The organism is Latilactobacillus fuchuensis (genome assembly GCF_900258455.1).
Classification (GTDB): domain Bacteria; phylum Bacillota; class Bacilli; order Lactobacillales; family Lactobacillaceae; genus Latilactobacillus; species Latilactobacillus fuchuensis.
The window spans coordinates 204,071-223,201 of the sequence record NZ_LT984417.1 but is presented as its reverse complement, the minus strand read 5'-3'; the positions used below and the strand labels follow the sequence as shown (position 1 = coordinate 223,201).

At 43.6% G+C, this 19,131-nt stretch carries 16 protein-coding genes; 5 read left to right on the top strand and 11 right to left on the bottom strand.

Annotated features, from left to right (window positions below):
- Nucleotide 1: 1 nt before the first annotated feature.
- Nucleotides 2-1,252, bottom strand: a complete 1,251-nt coding sequence (locus LFUMFP_RS01025) for a PTS sugar transporter subunit IIC (RefSeq protein ID WP_025083660.1) — start codon at nucleotides 1,250-1,252, stop codon at nucleotides 2-4.
- Nucleotides 1,253-1,355: 103 nt separating this feature from the next.
- Between LFUMFP_RS01025 and LFUMFP_RS01020 the strand changes: the two genes are divergently transcribed.
- From LFUMFP_RS01020 to LFUMFP_RS01010, 3 genes are all read left to right on the top strand, one after another.
- Complete coding sequence (locus tag LFUMFP_RS01020) at nucleotides 1,356-2,159, top strand: AraC family transcriptional regulator (protein ID WP_158697712.1); 804 nt, start codon at nucleotides 1,356-1,358, stop codon at nucleotides 2,157-2,159.
- A 109-nt stretch (nucleotides 2,160-2,268) separates the two neighbouring features.
- A complete protein-coding gene (locus LFUMFP_RS01015; RefSeq protein ID WP_035439156.1) occupies nucleotides 2,269-3,726 on the top strand; it encodes a glycoside hydrolase family 1 protein in 1,458 nt (485 codons plus the stop codon).
- Between the two features lies 1 nt (nucleotide 3,727).
- Nucleotides 3,728-5,743 carry a beta-galactosidase gene (locus LFUMFP_RS01010; protein ID WP_056950282.1) on the top strand — a complete coding sequence of 672 codons (2,016 nt, stop codon included), beginning with the start codon at nucleotides 3,728-3,730 and terminating at the stop codon, nucleotides 5,741-5,743.
- Nucleotides 5,744-5,977: 234 nt separating this feature from the next.
- Here the strand turns inward: LFUMFP_RS01010 and LFUMFP_RS01005 are convergent, their stop codons facing one another.
- The 6 genes from LFUMFP_RS01005 to LFUMFP_RS00980 form a co-directional block, all read right to left on the bottom strand.
- The gene (locus tag LFUMFP_RS01005) at nucleotides 5,978-6,790 is read right to left on the bottom strand and encodes an alpha/beta hydrolase (RefSeq protein WP_051552840.1); all 813 of its coding nucleotides are present in this window, start codon (nucleotides 6,788-6,790) and stop codon (nucleotides 5,978-5,980) included.
- A gap of 66 nt (nucleotides 6,791-6,856) precedes the next feature.
- Nucleotides 6,857-8,929, bottom strand: coding sequence for a cation:proton antiporter (locus LFUMFP_RS01000; RefSeq protein WP_025083656.1), 2,073 nt, complete (start codon nucleotides 8,927-8,929; stop codon nucleotides 6,857-6,859).
- A gap of 117 nt (nucleotides 8,930-9,046) precedes the next feature.
- The gene (locus LFUMFP_RS00995; protein ID WP_106482881.1) at nucleotides 9,047-10,825 is read right to left on the bottom strand and encodes an ABC transporter ATP-binding protein; all 1,779 of its coding nucleotides are present in this window, start codon (nucleotides 10,823-10,825) and stop codon (nucleotides 9,047-9,049) included.
- A 12-nt stretch (nucleotides 10,826-10,837) separates the two neighbouring features.
- The gene (locus LFUMFP_RS00990) at nucleotides 10,838-11,371 is read right to left on the bottom strand and encodes a MarR family winged helix-turn-helix transcriptional regulator (protein ID WP_025083939.1); all 534 of its coding nucleotides are present in this window, start codon (nucleotides 11,369-11,371) and stop codon (nucleotides 10,838-10,840) included.
- A gap of 153 nt (nucleotides 11,372-11,524) precedes the next feature.
- Nucleotides 11,525-12,736 (bottom strand): chloride channel protein, encoded by a 1,212-nt coding sequence (locus LFUMFP_RS00985; RefSeq protein WP_025083940.1) that lies wholly within the window; start codon nucleotides 12,734-12,736, stop codon nucleotides 11,525-11,527.
- 22 nt (nucleotides 12,737-12,758) lie between these two features.
- Nucleotides 12,759-14,393, bottom strand: coding sequence for an FAD-dependent oxidoreductase (locus tag LFUMFP_RS00980; RefSeq protein ID WP_025083941.1), 1,635 nt, complete (start codon nucleotides 14,391-14,393; stop codon nucleotides 12,759-12,761).
- 103 nt (nucleotides 14,394-14,496) lie between these two features.
- Here LFUMFP_RS00980 and LFUMFP_RS00975 point away from each other — a divergent pair, with 103 nt between their 5' ends.
- Entirely contained in the window at nucleotides 14,497-15,318 is an 822-nt protein-coding gene (locus LFUMFP_RS00975) for a glycosyltransferase family 8 protein (RefSeq protein ID WP_025083942.1), read from the top strand.
- A 4-nt stretch (nucleotides 15,319-15,322) separates the two neighbouring features.
- On the opposite strand, the gene LFUMFP_RS09790 is transcribed toward LFUMFP_RS00975, so the two are convergent.
- On the bottom strand, nucleotides 15,323-15,496 hold the full coding sequence (locus LFUMFP_RS09790; RefSeq protein ID WP_155833395.1) for a hypothetical protein: 174 nt from the start codon (nucleotides 15,494-15,496) through the stop codon (nucleotides 15,323-15,325).
- Nucleotides 15,497-15,622: 126 nt separating this feature from the next.
- Here LFUMFP_RS09790 and LFUMFP_RS00970 point away from each other — a divergent pair, with 126 nt between their 5' ends.
- Complete coding sequence (locus LFUMFP_RS00970) at nucleotides 15,623-16,246, top strand: DUF1361 domain-containing protein (RefSeq protein WP_106482880.1); 624 nt, start codon at nucleotides 15,623-15,625, stop codon at nucleotides 16,244-16,246.
- A gap of 55 nt (nucleotides 16,247-16,301) precedes the next feature.
- Here LFUMFP_RS00970 and LFUMFP_RS00965 read toward each other — a convergent pair whose 3' ends face one another.
- From LFUMFP_RS00965 to LFUMFP_RS00955, 3 genes are all read right to left on the bottom strand, one after another.
- Nucleotides 16,302-17,345: a zinc-dependent alcohol dehydrogenase family protein gene (locus tag LFUMFP_RS00965; protein WP_106482879.1), complete on the bottom strand. Its 1,044-nt coding sequence runs from the start codon at nucleotides 17,343-17,345 to the stop codon at nucleotides 16,302-16,304.
- Between the two features lie 178 nt (nucleotides 17,346-17,523).
- Nucleotides 17,524-18,174, bottom strand: a complete 651-nt coding sequence (locus LFUMFP_RS00960; protein WP_106482878.1) for an NAD(P)H-binding protein — start codon at nucleotides 18,172-18,174, stop codon at nucleotides 17,524-17,526.
- A 116-nt stretch (nucleotides 18,175-18,290) separates the two neighbouring features.
- Nucleotides 18,291-19,004: a CPBP family intramembrane glutamic endopeptidase gene (locus LFUMFP_RS00955; RefSeq protein ID WP_106482877.1), complete on the bottom strand. Its 714-nt coding sequence runs from the start codon at nucleotides 19,002-19,004 to the stop codon at nucleotides 18,291-18,293.
- Nucleotides 19,005-19,131: the final 127 nt, after the last annotated feature.

Below are 19,131 nucleotides of genomic sequence, written 5' to 3'. Positions count from 1 at the left end.
CCTAATTCTGTTGCGCTAATTCGTCAGCGGCTTCAGCTTTGACGGCTGCGCGATCACAAATTTTGAAGAATGGCCAGTAAACAAGTACTGAAATTACGAGTTGAATCGCTTGCCATAGCGGTGCGCGCCAGTCGCCACCGGTGATTAAGTACCCGTTGATAATGGTTGGTGTCGTCCATGGAATTTGAGCAATCACCATACCAATCACATGGAATTTCATTAAGAAATAAGTAATCCCTTGTAAAATCATGGGTACTGAGATAAATGGAATCATCAAAGTTGGGTTTAAAACAACTGGGAACCCGAACATAATGGGTTCACTAATTTGGAAAACGGCGGGAACAATCCCTAAGCGTCCTAATTGTTTATATTGCTTACTACGGGCAAATAGCATACAGATGACTAGACCTAAGATGGCACCAGTCCCACCAATGTTCATCCCAAAGTTCAAGAAACCATCAGCGGTAATATGAGTTGCCATTTGACCTTTAGAAACTTCGGCGATATTGCCAGTTAAAAATTGTAAATAAACGGGTGACGCAACGGCGCCGACGACGTTGTTGCCATGAATCCCCATAGTCCATAATAATAGCGTTAAGAATAAAACAAATTCCATTCCCCAGAAGCTGTTTAACCCAACAACTAATGGTGAGAAAATCGCTTGAATAACATCGTTGATTTGAACATTACATAACACACGAACAATCCAGAAAAATAAGAGAGCCGCACCACCAGGAATCAATGAAGCAAATGAATTCGCAACTGCTGGTGGCACCGGTTCTGGCATTTTAATCACGATATTACGTTTAATAAAGAACCGCATAATTTCGCTAGAAACAATTGCAACAACAATCGCGGTAAACATCCCACCTGACCCTAAAGTTGAAGGATCGATGGCAAATTTTGAATCTAACATACAAATTAAGAATGAAATCACACCGATGGCCGTTCCGGCTAACGGATCAATTTTATTAGCTTTTGAGGTTTGATAACTCATCCCAACGGCGACGATTAATGCTAGAATTCCAAAAGTAACTGTGACGGGTGCTTGTAATTTTGGCAAAATCGGCGCGATTAAATCGCTCCAACCATTAATTGGTAAATTGGCAATGATCATGAAGATACTACCAAAAATGGTAAACGGTACGGTAATAATCATGCCGTCTCGTAGTGCAATTAAATACTTCATATTACTGATTCTTGCTAATGTTGGACTAAATTTATTCTGGAACCATCCAGTTAACGCTTTCATTTATAACTCCACCTTTCGTTCAATACGTTCACATTATCATAATTAAATGGTATTGTAATTACAGATATTTATTGATAAATACAAGAAATTGAAGGTGAGTTCATTGAGATATAGTTTTAAAAACAAAGATCGTTCACTCCCACTTTTCATTGATAGCATTGGTTATAACTGGTTTCAAGAAGACGTTTCACGACCAGCCGGCTATCCGTATGTTCATTGGCTCCAAACCTATTCCGGTAGTGGCGTAGTGGTGATTGAAAATCAAGAAATCCTATTAACCCCCGGAACTGGTATTTTAATTAATCAAGACATTCCCCATACCTACCACGCAACCAGTCCTGAATGGCGAACCGGCTATTTCACATTCGGTGGTGCGTTAATTTCCGAAATCACCACTATTTTAGGCTTTAATGATTATTTATCCATTCAGCAACCCGATGCTACCTTGGCTAACTTTATTCAGAACTCACATACAGAATTTAGTCAAGATGATGCCGACCCATATGCCTCTTCCGCACTCGTCTATCAATTTCTATTATTGATTAAGAAGTACCGGGTTAAAAATCCGAATAATTATCAATTGAATAAAAAAATCGTTGAACCGATTTTGCACTACATTCATCGCCATTACCAGCAACCTATCGATAACCAAGATTTCGTTAAACTGACTAACTACAGTTTACAATACGTTTTAGAAGTTTTTAGGAATAATCAAGGCATTTCGCCGCATCAAGTGCTTTTAGATTATCGAATTCTCAAAGCCAAAGAATTATTATTAAATCAACCCAATTTATCAATTGAAGAAATCGGGCGCCAAGTCGGCTTCCAAACAAATAGTTATTTTATTGCAATGTTCAAGCGTAGCGAACGCGTAACCCCAGGTAAATTCCGTGGATTCTATAAATAGATCTAGTTTCATTTTCTACTATTTTGCCATTAATATCGCTAATTACTTCCAACTTTTTTTATGGTAAATTAACATCATTGCTACAATTGTTAATTTTGGAGGTTATATGATGACACAACAATTTCCTGAAGACTTCCTATGGGGAGCGGCTTCAGCGGCTTATCAAATTGAAGGCGCTGCCACGACTGATGGCAAAGGCCCTTCAATTTGGGATACATTTGTTCAACAACCCGGTAAAACTAAAAACGGTACCACCGGCGAATTAGCCGTTGACCATTATCACCGATTCCACGAAGATGTCGCCTTAATGGCCCAAGCAGGCTTGAAGGCTTACCGTTTCAGTATTGCTTGGAGTCGTATTTTGCCAGATGGTGAAGGAGTCGTCAATCAGGCCGGGATTCAATTCTATTCTGACCTGATCGACGACTTGTTGCAACACGGGATTCAACCCGTTGTCACGTTATATCATTGGGATTTACCGCAAGCACTTCAAGACCGCTACAACGGTTGGGAGTCGCGGGCGTTAATCCCTCTATTTGAACGTTACTGTCATATTCTATTTGAAGCGTTTGGCGACCGAGTGACTTATTGGGTCACCTTTAATGAACAAAATGTCTTCACGAGTTTAGGCTACCGGTGGGCTTCTCATCCACCCAATGTCTCAAACGTTAAACGGATGTATGCCGCTAATCACGTGATTAACTTGGCGAATGCCACGGCGATCAACCTCTTCCACAAGTTAGTGCCTAACGGTTCAATCGGCCCTAGCTTCGGTTATGGTTATGTTGCGCCTGAATCAGCACATCCGCTCGACATATTAGCGGCCCACGATGCCAACCAACTGAACAATGATTGGTGGTTAGACGTTTATTGCCGCGGACAATACCCACAAAAAATCTTAACCTTGTTACAACAATTAAACTTGGCCTTTGACATCACGGATGCCGACCAAGCCTTATTAAAATCGGCCAAACCCGACTTTATCGGGATTAATTATTACCACGGCGGGACCGTCAAACGGCCAGCGGTTAACCAACAACCAACGGCCGATAAATCCTTCACTAAGATTGATCCCTATTTGATGGCCGCCGATACCCAAGATGATTCACTTGAAAGTCATTTATTCCAATCCGTCAGCAACCCCTATCTCGAAAAAACAGAATGGGGCTGGGAAATCGATCCGATTGGTTTCCAAATTGCTTTACGGACCGTCTACGAACGTTATCAACTGCCTATTTTCGTCACTGAAAACGGGCTCGGCGCGTTTGATACATTAACCGCCGACCGCCAAATCAACGACGACTACCGCATCAACTACCTCAACGATCATTTATTACAATTACAGGCTGCAATCGCTGCCGGTGTGCCGGTGATTGGTTATTGTGCTTGGTCCTTCACTGATTTATTGAGCTGGCTGAACGGTTACAGCAAACGGTACGGCTTCGTTTACATCGATCGTGACGATCACGACGCTAAACAATTAACCCGAATTCCGAAGAAAAGTTTCTATTGGTATCAAAACGTCATTCAAAATAATGGCGAATCGCTCAGTTCGGAGGTCAACTAACATGGATAAAACACTTGGTCAACAAATGCTATTTGGTGGCGACTATAATCCAGAACAGTGGCCCGAAAATTCTTGGGAATCTGATATCCAATTGCTGCAACAAGCCCATATCAACTCAGCCACCATTAACGTCTTTTCGTGGGCGCTCTTAGAACCGGCTGAAGGTCAGTTTGATTTCACGAAACTTAAAAAAATCATCAAGCTACTGACTAAATATAATTTTAAAATCGTCCTCGCGACTGCAACTGCTGCCTTACCCGCATGGCTAGTACGCCAATACCCTGCAGTCGGCCGCGTCAATCCAAATGGGATTCAACAACAACACGGCAAACGCCATAATGCATGTCCTAACAATCCTGATTTCCAACGTCTCGCCAGTCAACTGGTCACACAACTCGCCGAACGTTTTGCCAATCTGCCAAACTTAGCTTATTGGCACATTTCTAATGAATACGGTGGCCTTTGCTATTGCGACAACTGTGCTCAGGCTTTCCGCGACTGGCTTCAAGTTCGTTACGGCGATATTGATACCCTCAATTCCGCTTGGAACAGTCATTTTTGGAGCCACACGTACACGGACTGGATCGACATTCTGCCACCCATGCGCACTACGGATTTATTCTCAAATGGCAAACCGGTTTTAGGGGGCGCCGCACTTGACTATCAACGGTTCCAATCCGATAGTTTGCTCGCCAACTACACCATGGAACGCGATATTATTCGCCAGTTTGATGCGACGACCCCAATGACCACTAATTTAATGGGCAGTCAAAAGGATCTCGATTATTTCAAATGGGCGCCCGAAATGGACATCATTTCTTGGGATAATTATCCCAGCTACGACACTCCGGCTAGTTATACGGCCATGCAACACGATTTGATGTTTGGTTTGAAACAAAAACCATTCCTATTGATGGAGCAGACGCCAAATCAACAAAATTGGCAACCGTTTAACGCGCTCAAAAAACCGGGCGAAGTTCGTATGTTTAGCTTCCAAGCCATCGCGCACGGGGCCAACAGTGTCCAGTTCTTCCAACTCAAACAATCATTAAGTGGCGCTGAAAAATTCCACGGCGCAATTATTCCCCACAGCGGTCAAACGACTGGTCGAATTTTTAAAGAGATCGCCCAGTTAGGCACTGATTTTCAACAGCTACCCGCTAGCCTACTCGACACCTCTAAAAAGGCCCAAGTTGCCTTAGTTTTCGATTGGGATAGTTTTTGGGGCCTTGAAAATTCAATCGGACCGACGACCAAACTAGATTACGTTCAAATGGTCCACCGCTATTATGCGCTGTTCTACCAAGCGGGCATCGCCGTCGATTTAATTTCGACTGACATGGCCCTCATCGATTATGACTTAGTATTAGCGCCTAAACTATACGCCGCTAATGCTCAATTCACGGCTAAAGTCAGCGAATACGTGGCTCATGGCGGCCAATTTGTGACCACCACCATGGCCGGTCTAACCGATGATCACGACCACATCATTCCGGGTGGGTATCCGGGCGCCTTTCATGAGGTCCTCGGTTTAACGTTTGATGAGACCGACGCACTGCCTAATGAACAAAGCGTTGCCTTAGTCGATCAACAAACCAACGTGTTAGGCACCGGCACAACGCTCTGTGATCTGATTCAAGTATCAACAGCTGAGCCACTCGCTTATTACGGCGATTCGGTCTTTTATCAAGGCACACCAGCTGTCACCGTTAACCATTTTGGCGCCGGCAAAGCCTACTACATCGGTACGGAACCCGATTCTGACTTCCTAAACAAGTTATTAATCAACCTCATACCGCTGACTCAAATTCAGGAACAACATAATCCACACGTTGAAATCACGACCCGCGAAACGACTGATGAAGCGTTCCACTTCGTGATCAATACCACTGATCAAACACAACCGACCATCAATCCGTACCCGGGCCAAGTTGACTTACTTTCTGGTCAAACTTACTCCGAACAATTAACGCTAGATCCATTTGCGGTATTGATTTTCCGAGTAAAGAAATCTTAAGTTAAACTAAAGGGGCCGTGACATAAGTCGTTGTATTCTGATATTAAACGAACATTATTCTTTGACGCGCGCCAGAACTCATCAATTTCCGTTCAAATCAAAAAATCGTCTATCCTTAGTTCAGGATAGGCGATTTTTCAACTTGATACTCAATTGATAACCGAGTTCTGTCACAGCTTGTTGTTGTTTATGCTTCAAAATCTATCATCGTACTCAATATTGATCTTTTAAGCCTTAAAAATTAGTTTTGACCCATTGATCAAACAAGTTAAACCATTGAGCAACTTCACTTTGAACACCATTACCGTAGCGACTTTCTGTTTCTTTAACGGCGAGACTTAACCCATGCCCACCATTTAGAAAAATATGTAAGCTAAATGGTACTTGATTAGCCCTTAATTTTTGGGCAAATAACAAACTATTCTCCATTGGAACCGTTTCATCTGCTCCTGTGTGCCAAATAAAAGTTCTAGGTGTCTGCTCGTCAACCTGATTCTCCAAAGAGGTTAAGAATCGTTTCTCTGGATTGTTATAGTCAGCCCCTAGTAGCGCTTTAAATGAATTTTGATGGCCATATTCGCCATTAGAAATTACCGGATAAGCCAATAATAAACCGTTCGGTTGTGCTAAATCCGGCTTATCCAATAAGTGCCGAAACCAAGTTTTATTCCAAAAAACACCTAAACTAGCTGCTAAATGCCCGCCAGCCGAAAAACCGGTAACAATGATTTTATCAGTATCCACATGCCACTCTTCTGCGTTCTCACGAACTAAACTAACAGCCGTTGCTAATTCTAATAGCGATTCAGGAAAGTGAGCTTTTGGACTTAGGCTGTATCTTAGCACGCAAGCGTGATAGCCCTTAGCCAACGCTTGCATCGCAATTGGTTCCGCTTCACGGTCGGACGTAAACTCGTACCCACCTCCCGGACAAATCATCAGTAAAGGCCGTTTCCGCTGTTGATTAATTTCGACCGTGTTATCTAACAGATAAGTCTGCATAAAAGCCGGACTTGTGGTGGAAACACTCATTTTTTTGACAAGCATCAGAATACCCCCAATTTCATTTATAGTTAGCGACTCATTAACAAACTATTCCAACGAATCCAGTATCTATTCCGCCAATGCCAATTGCTGTGTCTGCAACAATTGCGCCTGGTTAATTTCAGTATATAACGTGCTCGCAATGGTTTGGCTAATGAAACCATCGTTCAACCCTTTTTGAATAAAATCATATTCACACTGGAAGGCCCGCATATAGATGGTGCCATCGACAACCACTGCTTCTTGGCGATATTCGTGTTTAACGTTATCAAAGAAGTGATTGATGACGTTGCGCGCCATATAAATGTGGTCATTATCACTAAATTTCTGTTCCAACCGCGTTTTTAAAACCCGGTCTAAATATTGATCAACCACACCGGTAACGTCATCATTTAACGCTAATAATTCCAAACGAACGGTCTGCCATTGTTGAACCTTCTTCGAATACTGCGGATCGTCTTCTAATCGACGTTGGCGAAACTGACTTTTTTGCCGTTTCGTAATCACGCCATGGGCTGTATGCCAAACGACCTCTCGGTACGCATGTTTCATTGATTTTTTCATGCGATGTCCTAGCCGTGGTTTCGTAGTATTGGTTAACGAATGTTGCAAAATATTATTATAAACTTTAATCGTCATCGCACTGTAATGGTCACTGACGTAATCGCCATGAATAAAGGTGTCCATGACTTCTTTGGTATCACCCAATACTTGTTGGTAATTAGCCCCGCGAGCGATACGATCCACTCCCGGATTATTCTGCTTCTGCGATTGCAGTTGAGCCGTGACCGCTTCACGCGTCGCATGGTCTTCAATCGTGCCCCGGATTTGTAGAATCGCGTAATCAACCATCTTATTACGAATGTGATTTAAATCATCGAGTGTGTAGGCTTCCGCTTTTTCCGGTAATTTCCGCGGTAAGACGAGCGCGCTGACAATCATACTGATTAAAATCACAAACATCGCGACCATAATTAGTTCATTACGATACGGAAAAGTGTGGCCCGCAATCTTGGTTGGCAACGATAACGCCATCGCTAACGTCACTGTTCCATGAACCCCACTGATGGCAAAAATTTGTGCGTTAAACCGATGATCTTGATCGGCACGGCGACCGAAGAAGGTCACCATCTCAGGATTGTCGCCCCGCAAGGCCCAAAAATACCGAATACCCAACATAATCAGGTAGATTAAGAGACTAATCCCGATTAATTGGACGGTGCCTAACCAGCCAATCGTCAACGTATTTTGGAAGACGGTTGGTAATGATAGTCCCAATATTAGGAACACGACATCGTTTAACACGTCTGTGACAATGTTCCAAATCGTCCGCGAAGTCAATTGCACGTTGGTCGACGTTAAGCGCAAACGGTTGGCTTCCCAATTATGTTCAATCCCAGTGGCAACAACGGCTAAGATCCCGGAGGTCCCAAAATGTTCCGCCAATAAATAAATCGCAAACGGCGTCAATAAACTGATCGGAATCGTCGTTAATTCCGGATTCTTACCACGCATGTTTAAATTGAAGCGTAACATAACGAGTAAGAAACCACCGGCAATCCCAATTAAGATACCGCCCACCGCGACAAATAGGAAATGACCAATACCATCAACCACTGAAAAGGTGCCTCGCGATAAAACCGACAACGCGAGATCTAACATCACCAAACCAGTTGCATCATTAAATAGCGATTCTAACTCTAAGGCTTCACCGACGCCACCAGGCAACTCATTGTTGCCGGTCAGTGACTTCACCGCCACCGCATCGGTTGGCGTGACAATCGCCGCTAAGGCAATCGCCAACGGTAACGTCCATTGCGCTTCAATTTGATGAGCCACCACTCCGACAACCGCTGCCGTCAAAACAGCTAACACCACTGATAATAAGAAAATCCCTTGGAATCTCTTCCGAATTTTATTGAACGATTGTTTTTGACCGTCGATAAACATCAACGGTGCAATAATCAGCAACATAAAAAACTCAGGTTCTAACTGAAACTGCTTAAAAATCGGGATAAAAGAGAGTCCCCAACCGGTCGCAATCAGAATAAAAGCTTCCGGAATTTGCGGTAGAAATTGTTTCAAAACGTTCGCACCGATGACCCCCACCAATAACAGCGCGACTAAATATAATTCATACATATTATTCTCCCATACCTGATAATTAATCGTATTATCTATTATGCACCAACTTAATTTAGAATTCTACTGACCACCATTAAAAACGAAAAACGGGTCAAACTGCGCCCGTTTTTAAGTCTAATTCATTAAAGTTGGTTTTTGCGCTTGTTTAAATTGGGTTTCAACATATTCCCGATATAGTGGGTGTTTCGCGACTAATTCGGCATGCGTCCCCGCACCGGAAACGTGGCCCTGTTCGATAAAATAAATTTGATCCGCATCCACAATCGTACTGAGTCGATGGGCAATCACCAGAGTGGTTCGGCCTTTCATTAAGGTTTCCAAAGCTTTTTGAACCATCGCTTCCGATTCGGAATCCAGACTGGCAGTCGCTTCATCTAACATTAGAATTTGCGGATCGCGTAAGAAGGCCCGCGCAATCGCTAACCGTTGGCGTTGCCCACCCGAAACTTTCACGCCGCGGGTTCCAACTTCCGTTTCAAGACCATCTGGCATTTCCCGGACAAAATCTTCGGCATAGGCTAAAGCCAACACGTGCCACAATTGCTCGTCCGAATAAGTCGCCGTTAAACCGTACGTTAAATTAGCGCGAATTGTACCGGCCATAATCGCTGAATCTTGACTGACAAACCCAATCTGACGACGCCAATCGGCCAATGCAACAGTGTCAATCGCCGTGTCGCCAATCGTGATTTGCCCCGCATCCGGCTGATAATACCGTTCTAATAAACTAAATATCGTCGATTTTCCACCGCCGGAAGGCCCTGCAAAAGCGACGACCGTATTCGGTTGAGCTTCAAACGATAAATCTTGCAAAATAATTTTGCTGTCGTCGTAACTGAAATCAACATGGGCCATTTTTAAAGTTTGACCGTCAACGGCGACTGCTGTGCCTTGTGCGAAATCTTCTTCAGGCTCGTTCATTAATTCTTGCAATCGTTCAGTCGAACCACTCGCTTTCGACAACGTGGTCATAAACTGGCCTAACGTCATTGCCGGACCCATCAATTGGAAAAGATACATTAGAAATGAGAGCATCGCCCCAATCGTCATCGTTCCTTGCGCCACTCGTGCGGAGCCATAAGCTAAAATCCCAATGATAATTCCCATCATCACTGCGGTCATAATCGGTCCCGCCACGGAATCGTAAATCGCTTCTTTAAGACCGATTTGATAAAGAGTTTGCACCTCATTTTCACCCTGGACGGCAGCTTGGTCTTCAGCATTCGATGATTTAACCAAACGGATTTCACTTAACGTTTCATCCGTTTCACCGTTGAACTTGGCTAACGCATCTTGCCGTAAATGACCAATTTGACGCGATTTCTGAGCGACGGGGAGCAACACGACCATGATCAATGGAATTGAAATCGCCATAATCAACGTCATTTTCCAGTCCATGAACAACATAATCGCTAGTGCACCCACAATTGTTAGAATCGCCGTCACTAATCCGGGAAATGATTGGGATAACAACTGCTTAATCTGCGTCGAATCATTCACTAAGCGCGACGTCATTTCGCCCGACTTGACCTCATCATAATAGCCAACCGGTAAATGTAATAACTTATGCCAAATCGTAGTTCGGAGTTTACGAACGACATCTTCACCGAAGAAACCGAGCAGCGAACCCGAAAGCGCACTAACGATTGCACTCACTATAAACAAGCCCACAATTCCGACCATTAAATAGGGATTCATCCCGTAGCTAAAACTATTAATTAAATCTTTGGCGTAACTCGGGACCGCTAATTGAACGCCAGTGGCCACTAACCCTAATAACAAGCCGACAATCAGTTGCCAGTATTTAGGTTTTGTTTGTTTAATTAAATTTAAAAAATCCTTAAAACTAAAACGCCGATTAGTCATCGGTGTCGTCATATTCGTTCGATCCATCTTACCCAACTCCTACCAAGGGAATCTTGAACGATTCCAGCTCTTATGATTTTGATGTTGAAAATGCATATTGCGGTCAATTTGCTCATCATACATTTTTTGACCATCAATATTTTTGGTAATCTTCGTTAATAACCGTTGTAATTCTGCGATTTCACTAGCTGATAATCCCGCTAAAATATCTTCTGAAATGCTATCCGTTTCAGAATTACCAGTCGCAATTACTTGGCGGCCTTTGTCCGTTAAATAAATTAATGAGACCCGCTTATCGGCAGCCGAAGCTTGACGACTCACGTACCCCTCTTCTTCTAACCCTTTGACCTGTAAGCTGACCGAACTAGGCCGAATATCGAGTAACTCAACAATTTCGGCATTCGTCAAACCATCTTGTTCCGATAATAAATTCAAGAGGCGGTATTTACCTTTGGTATTCGCAAAATCATGACTCCGGCGTTTGCCCAACGTCATCCAAACCGAGGTCATAAAGTAGCGAGATTGCATTAATTTTGCAAATAACATCATCGTTTCTTGTGTTTCATTAGTCATCTATTAATCGCTTCTTTCTGAATTAGTTAGTTTCAAATCCGTTTAACCTAACGAAAATTAGTTTAACTCGTTAGTTAGGCTGAGTCAACACCAAACTAACTAAAATGCCAAATAAAAACACCAATCGCTATGCGACCAGTGTTTAATAGGGATTTAAGCTACGCGCCAGCGTTTGGTAATTTGTTGTGCGCCAAGACAGCTGATGAGAATAAAAGGGAAGAATTGAATTGGGAAAAGGAATAATAAGAGTGTCGCAGTGACCACTGCTTGTTGCAAAATGACGGTCACACTAGCGGCGACCACCACGCCGATGATTAAGCCCGGTGTATACGGCATCAGGTTCGTCAGAACTAAGCCAATCCCGACACTCGCAAAGATGGCCGGGAAAATTTTACCCCCGCGCCAACCAAACGCAAAACAAATGTGAGTTAACCCGACTTTACCAAGTGCAATTACTAAGATAACGACTAAACTCATCTGACTGGCTTGCGTCGTAAAATCGAGTAACGCGTGTTCCCCTGAAAATAGGAAATACGGCGATAACATTCCCATAATCCCAATCGCACCACCTGCTAATAGCGCTAGCACAACCGGTTGTTTAATCCGCTGCGCTAACCATTCAGACCATTTTTCAGTCTTTAAGAAGCCATAACCAAATAAGATGCCAACGATAAACGCGGGGATTAACATCGCAAAGGCCAGCGGTTGCCAATCAACGTTCGGCACATGAATCGCAAAGAGTTTTTCTTTCGGAAAGAGCCGATTCGTGGCACTGAATCCGATAATGCCGATGAGTGTCGTAATCGCGTACAAACCGACCTTTTGCCATTTCACCTTAAACGTTCCTTGACGTAAACTATCATCTAGTGGCTGACTCAAACCCATGAAAGGCGCTTTGAAAATGGTTGCCAACATCGCCCCGATACTGAGACTGACTAATTCTTCTTTCTTAGCCAACGTCAGTTTCATACGATCGCCCAACCAACTAATTAGACCACCCAGGATACTCGATAACGCCGCTTCAGGTCCGAGACTGGCACCAAACGCGAGTACAATTACGGCCGTCACGAAATTTTTCCAAATGCGCTGATGATAAACCACTCGTTGGGTTGCTTTAAACTCACTTAACGTTTCATGCATCGTTTTCGGATAGGCGCCTAACTTGGTTTGCGTCCAGCCCACTAAACAACCCCCGATTAAACCGACAATCAACGGATAGTAATGCGGTGCGGCAATCGCTGCCGGTAAACTAACCCAAATCAAATGAATCAGAAAATTAACGAACGCTAAGAATAGCGCCGAAACGACCCCCACTAATAAACCCATGACCCCACAATAACCAATAAAAATCGCTTTAAATCGCACGTTGATTCCCCGAATCTTTCTATTAATCTTTGGGCTGCATCAATGCATATAACGCATAAGCCCCATCTAAATTCTGAACTTGATAACCATTTTGTTTCAAAATCCGTTCCGCTAAATAACTGCGCAAGCCACTGGCACAACTAACAATATAGTGATTACTTTTAGGTAATTCGCTCATGCGTTGCCGTAAATCATCCAATGGTATATTGATAGCCCCCGGAATCGCGCCTTGCTGGTGTTCTGCTGGTTCACGAACATCGACCAGCTGCGCCCCAGCCGCCATCGCGGCCGCTAATTCGTGCCATTGTACCGACTGACTATCACCAGCCATCAAGTTTTGCGCCGCATAACCCGCTAAATTAATAATATCTTTCGCCGATCCAAACGGTGGCGCGTAACTCAATTCTAATTCAGGTAAATCATCGACCGTTAAACCAGCTTTAATCGCAGTGGCTAAAACGTCAATCCGCTTATCAACACCATCGGGACCGACTGCTTGCGCGCCAAATAGCTCACCAGTTTGCGGTTGGAAAAGTAGTTTGAGCCAAATGGTTTCGGCCCCCGGGAAATAACCAGCGTGGCTTTTTCCAGAAAGATGCAATACTTGATACGTCAGCCCCGCTGCCTGTAATTGACTTTCATTTAAACCGGTACTGCCGCCCGCCATTTCAAAAACACGGACAATTGCGGTACCGAGACTCCCGCGATTCAACCGGTTTTTACCGGCCAAAACATCCGCAACTTGTCGACCTTGGCGATTGGCTGGTGAAGCTAACGAAATAAGCGTGTCCTGATTAGTCGTCGTTTGTTTGACAATAATCGCATCGCCAATCGCATAAATTAGCGGATCACTCGTCTGATAATGGTCATTCACGATTAAACCCTTGCGCAAACCCAGTTGTAAGCCTGCCGCGTTCGCCAACTGGGTCGCGGGTTGCACCCCGACCGCTAAGATCGTTAAATCACTGGCCAGTGTTTGACCGTTTGCCAAGACCAACGTCTGCCCAGCCGCTTCGAAGGCCGTCACCGCATTTTCCGTTAAAACCGTCACGCCGTGTTGAACGAGTGCTCGTTGCACAAACATCGCCATTTCAATGTCGAATGAGGGCAAGACGTGCGTGCCGCGTTCCACAATCGTCACTTGGAGTCCGCGATTAACCAGTGCCTCCGCGATTTCTAAACCAATAAAACCAGCCCCAATCACGACTGCCTTTTGACTCGCTTTAGCTTGCGCCAAAATTTGATCGACATCGGGGACGTTGCGCAACGTGTAAACGTGTTGCGCTGAATCGAGACCCTCAATTGCTGGGACTACTGGTTGGGCACCAGTCGATAAAATCAACCGATCGTAATGTTCTTGATAAGTCCCTTGCGCGGTTTTAACCGTCACCGATTGATCAGTTCGATTAATTGCCGTGACTTCACTGTTTTGACGAATATCAAGTTTAAACCGTTTAGTGAGTTGGGCCGCCGTCTTGACTAATAAGTCGGAACGTTCGCTGATTTCCCCTGCTAAATAATAGGGTAACCCACAATTCGCAAATGAGACATAGGGCCCTTTTTCCAATATAATAATCTCAGCCTGTTCATCTAACCGTCTTAACCGTGTGGCCGCTGACATACCGCCCGCAACGCCACCAATTATCAAATACTTCATCATTATCGCCTCCATATAACTGGATAGTAACCGATTTCACAGATTAATGCTAGCCATTTCGTAGTATACTTATAATATTCAATTTAAGACTGGAGTTTTACGGATGCCACTTAATTTATTATTCTCAATCGACGACCATTTCGTCCCTCAATTTAAGACAACCCTTTTTTCAATCGTCGCCAATACCGCCGCAACTGATTTAGCGGTTTACGTCATTCAAAAAAACCGGCTAGTGGCGGATGACGACATTCACCAATTCTGCCAGCAATTCAATATCGCCTATTATCCGGTAATTATCGGTGAAGACCCGACTTTTAAAGATGCCCCTGTGTCTAAACGCTATCCGGAAGCCATCTATTACCGATTACTGGCCCATAAATACTTACCCCAGGATTTAACTAAGATTCTATATTTAGATGCAGATATTTTATGTATCAATGATTTATTACCACTCTATAATTTAGACTTAGGCACTGATTTATACGCCGCAGCCAGTCACGCGAGCTTGACCAACGTGCCGGACGTCGTCAATAAGATTCGCCTTGGCACATACGAAGCGGATGGCTATTTCAATTCTGGCGTGCTCTTGATGAACTTACCTTTGATTCGCCAAACGGTTTCTGAAAAAGCGATTTTTGACCGATTAGCGATGCCTTTAAATCCCTTATTGTTGCCAGATCAGGATGTCTTAAACGCGTTGTATGGCCACCAAATCCTGACCATTCCGGATGAAGTCTACAATTACGACGTTCGTAAACCTGCGATTTATGAAGCCATCAGTCATGGAACTTGGGACCTCGATTGGCTCGTTCAAAATAACGTCTTTCTCCATTTTTGTGGTAAGGAAAAGCCGTGGCTCCCGAGTGCCAAGAATAAATTCAGCCTACTCTACAAACATTATCAACACCTTGCAGGCCAATCTTAATCCCTTATTTTTTAGTCGTCACAAAGCGATACACGCTATGCGCGCCAATCACTAAACACAATAAACTGGTTAAAACCGTCATCAGTTGAAACTGCCAAAACGTACTGATTAATCCGATGACACCGATTAAGATGAATAAAACACCAATAATGGCTTGTTGTTGTTTCTTTGAGATCATTTTTAAACGCTCCTTTAATTACATCATTGAACTTACTGTACCATATCTTTACCGAAACTTTAACGTTCAACTCACCAATGACCGGTATACTAGAAGAGATAGACCGATTCCGGAAGGACTGATTAAATGCGTAAAAATATTATCACGATTCACCTCATCATTTTAGTGTTCTTTGGTCTCATCCTATTATGCCAAAGTCGCTTTACCTTCTTAATTTGGAATCTCATTTTGGCCATCATTCCGTTTGATTTAAGTTTACTTTGTCATCGCCAATCGCACCTCAAACAACGCTATTTATTCGGAATTGTTTGGTTACTCTTCTTCCCCAACGCCTTATACATGATGACCGATTTCAGCCATCTAGCCTCCATCGGCGTCGGCCTGAGTACCCCGACCCAATTTATTGAATACGCGATTCTAACTGGCGGGGTTTTCTTAGGCGTCGGCTTAGGCATTTTCAGTTTACTGATGATGTATCCTTTGTTCATCCCTAAAAGCCAATTACTCTCCCGCCAAATTGCGACCTTCAGCTTGTTGAGTATTTGTTCATCAATTGCGATTTATTTAGGCCGTTTCTTACGGATTAATTCTTGGGATGTCTTGGTTAATTTACACCAAACCACCGTTCAAATTTTGAGTGTTTTCGACCAATATGAATTCTGGATTTTCATCGGCGCCTTCTCAATTCTCCAACTGATGTTGATGTTAGCCAGTTATCAATTACAAAAAATATTGATGCAGCAACCTTAAAAAAAGCCTGACTACTGGAATCTATCCAGCGGTTAGGCTTTTTTACATCTTTAATTTAGCCTTCCGCAACCACCAACAACGATTTAATCGCTGTTCGTTGATCCATTGCTTGATAGGCTTTTTGGACATCGGCCAATTCAAACCGTTGTGTGAATACTTTTCCTGGATTAATTTGACCGCTGAGGACTGCTTCAAGTAAGACGGCTTTATCATAGGTGGTGACTGACGCAATCCCACCGCGTAACCCAATATTTCGCCAGAATAATTGATTCGTATTCATTTCGGCTTTTTGTGGTACACCTACCCGACCGACTAATGCGCCGGGGCGGCCAACTTGAACAGCGGTTGCGACTGATTGTTCGGTCCCAACACATTCTAAAACAGCATCGGCCCCCGCCTGTTCAGTCAATTCTAAGACACGTTGAACAGCTTCATCACCACGTTCGGCCACAATGTCGGTGGCCCCAAATTCGCGGGCTAAGACTTGCCGATCAGTATGGCGGCTCATTGCGATAATCCGGGTTGCGCCTAATAATTTGGCCGCAATCACCCCGCATAAACCAACAGCCCCATCGCCCATCACGACGACAGTATCTCCAGCCTTAACCCCAGCCGTCACTGCCGCGTGGTACCCGGTCGCCATGACATCAGAAAGCGCTAGTAAAGAATTCAACTGTTCTTCGTTATAATCACTCGGTTGCCCTGGAATCTTAACGAGCGCCCAATTCGCATTCGTGAATCGCAAATATTCACCTTGATAACCGCCGTTACCGCCTTCTTCACGATTTGTACAATTACCGTCAAAACCCGCAAGACAAGCTGCGCAGTGTCCGCAACCATGTGTGAATGGTGCAATCACAAAATCGCCAACTTGAATATCGGTCACCTCTGAACCAACCGATTCAACAATCCCAATCGCTTCGTGCCCCACCAACGAGTTAGCCTCCCGTTTAGCGAGTCCACGATACCACCATAAATCCGAACCACAGACACAAGCCCGAATGACTTTAATAATCGCATCGGTCGCTTTTTCAATTTTTGGTTTTGGTGTTTCTTGTAATTGAACCTCACCTGGTTTAACAAAAATAGTTGCTTTCATTACTAATATCTCCTATCAATTAGTTTTTATTTTGGCGTTACTTTTCGACAGCCTACATTAATGAAAAACCGATTGTCGCGTCTTGTTCATTTCTCATTTTCGCTAAAAACAATTCAGCAATTTGTCTCAATTATACGCTTGCAGGTCGCTGATTAGAATTAACGATTTAGATATTTTTTTAATAAACCGGACGATCTAATCCCTGTGTCTCCGGATCGGCTAGTCCTAAACTATCCTTGGTCCCATAATCAGGATCTGCGATAATTTTCAAGACTAAATCTGCAACGCTTTGGCGCGACCCCGATACGCCGATGAAGGGTTCATGACGCGTTGTCACGTCATATTTAATCTCGTCACGATCATTTAACCAAGGCAAGCGTAACGTCGTATAGGCTAAACCCGATGTTGCCAGTAGTTGATCTGCGCGAATCGCAGCTTGTAGGCCACTTTCGACCATTGATAAATTCCAACGGCCAAATTCTCCTGGCACTTCGCCATAAATCCCTAAAATATTCGTACTAATCACGCGAGTAACCCCGTTAGCTTGCATCGCTTGAATCACATGCTTAGTCGTAGCATTCGTCACGCCATGATCCACGACCGCAATGTAAACGAAATCTTGCCCGACCACCACCCGGTTGATCAACGCTTCATCCGTCAAATCACCTTCGACTATCGTGACCCGCGGATTATCCGCTAGCACCGCTAACCGACTAGCTTGTCGTAACACCAACGTCAATTCAATCTCTTTAAAAGTGGATTCCGTTAAAATTCGATTGGTTACAATCCGAGCAATTTGACCATTGGCTGCTAATACTAATAATTTCATCTCTAAAACCACCTTCAATTTAAGTTAGCCTTAGTCTAAACCTTGGAGTGCACTTTATAGCAAGTGCTTTAGCTAAAAAAATAAAACCCATCTGCCTGATAAAGGACAGATAGATTTTATCGAATAACATCAACTAACTGAATCCCTAAAAGCACTAATGCGGATAGAATCGACAAACTATTAAATAGCAGATGGGCCAATGTCGGTACCCAAAAATTCTTACTTAGTAAATAGCTTAACGAGAGAACCACACCGGCAATCACATACGGCATGGTCGCAATTAAACTGCCGTTAAAGTTATAATAATGGCTGAATCCAAAAAGTAAACTAGAAACAATCACCATGATCCCGGTCAGTACTTTCCCTTTAGATTTGAAGACGTACATGGACTCATGACGGTAAGCTAACTCTTCAACAAAAGCGGCCACTAAATCACCCAGACCGCCTACAATCCCCCACAACGTTCCCACGATTGTCACCGTTGAAAATTCATATTGCACAATACCAGCCGACTTAGCCGATGGTATAAATTGATGGAAATAAAGATTTGCGACCGTAACAGCCACTTCCAAAAGAACCAAAACAATCACAACGTAGAGTATATTACGCCATTTATTCTTTGCAAACTCGTGCCATTGGGCGGCAACATAACCACCAAATAGTTTTAAGTTAAAGAATAACAAGAAAATAAACCAGAGTGATGCAATTGTTAAATAAATGACGCCACTGTTTCCGGCAACTTGGCGAGCCAGCGTTAGAACCGCTAACATCCCACCAAAGTTAATTAGTATCGAAAGCCAGAATTTCTTTGTAAAGGTGTCTTTAGTCATATTGTCTCCTCCTAATCAATCACACATTCTAAAGGTGAATTTTATAATGAAGTTAGCCACCGCTAACTAAAAAACGCCACGTGAATTTCATGTTATATTGAAGTTACCACTAACTTTCAATAGACAA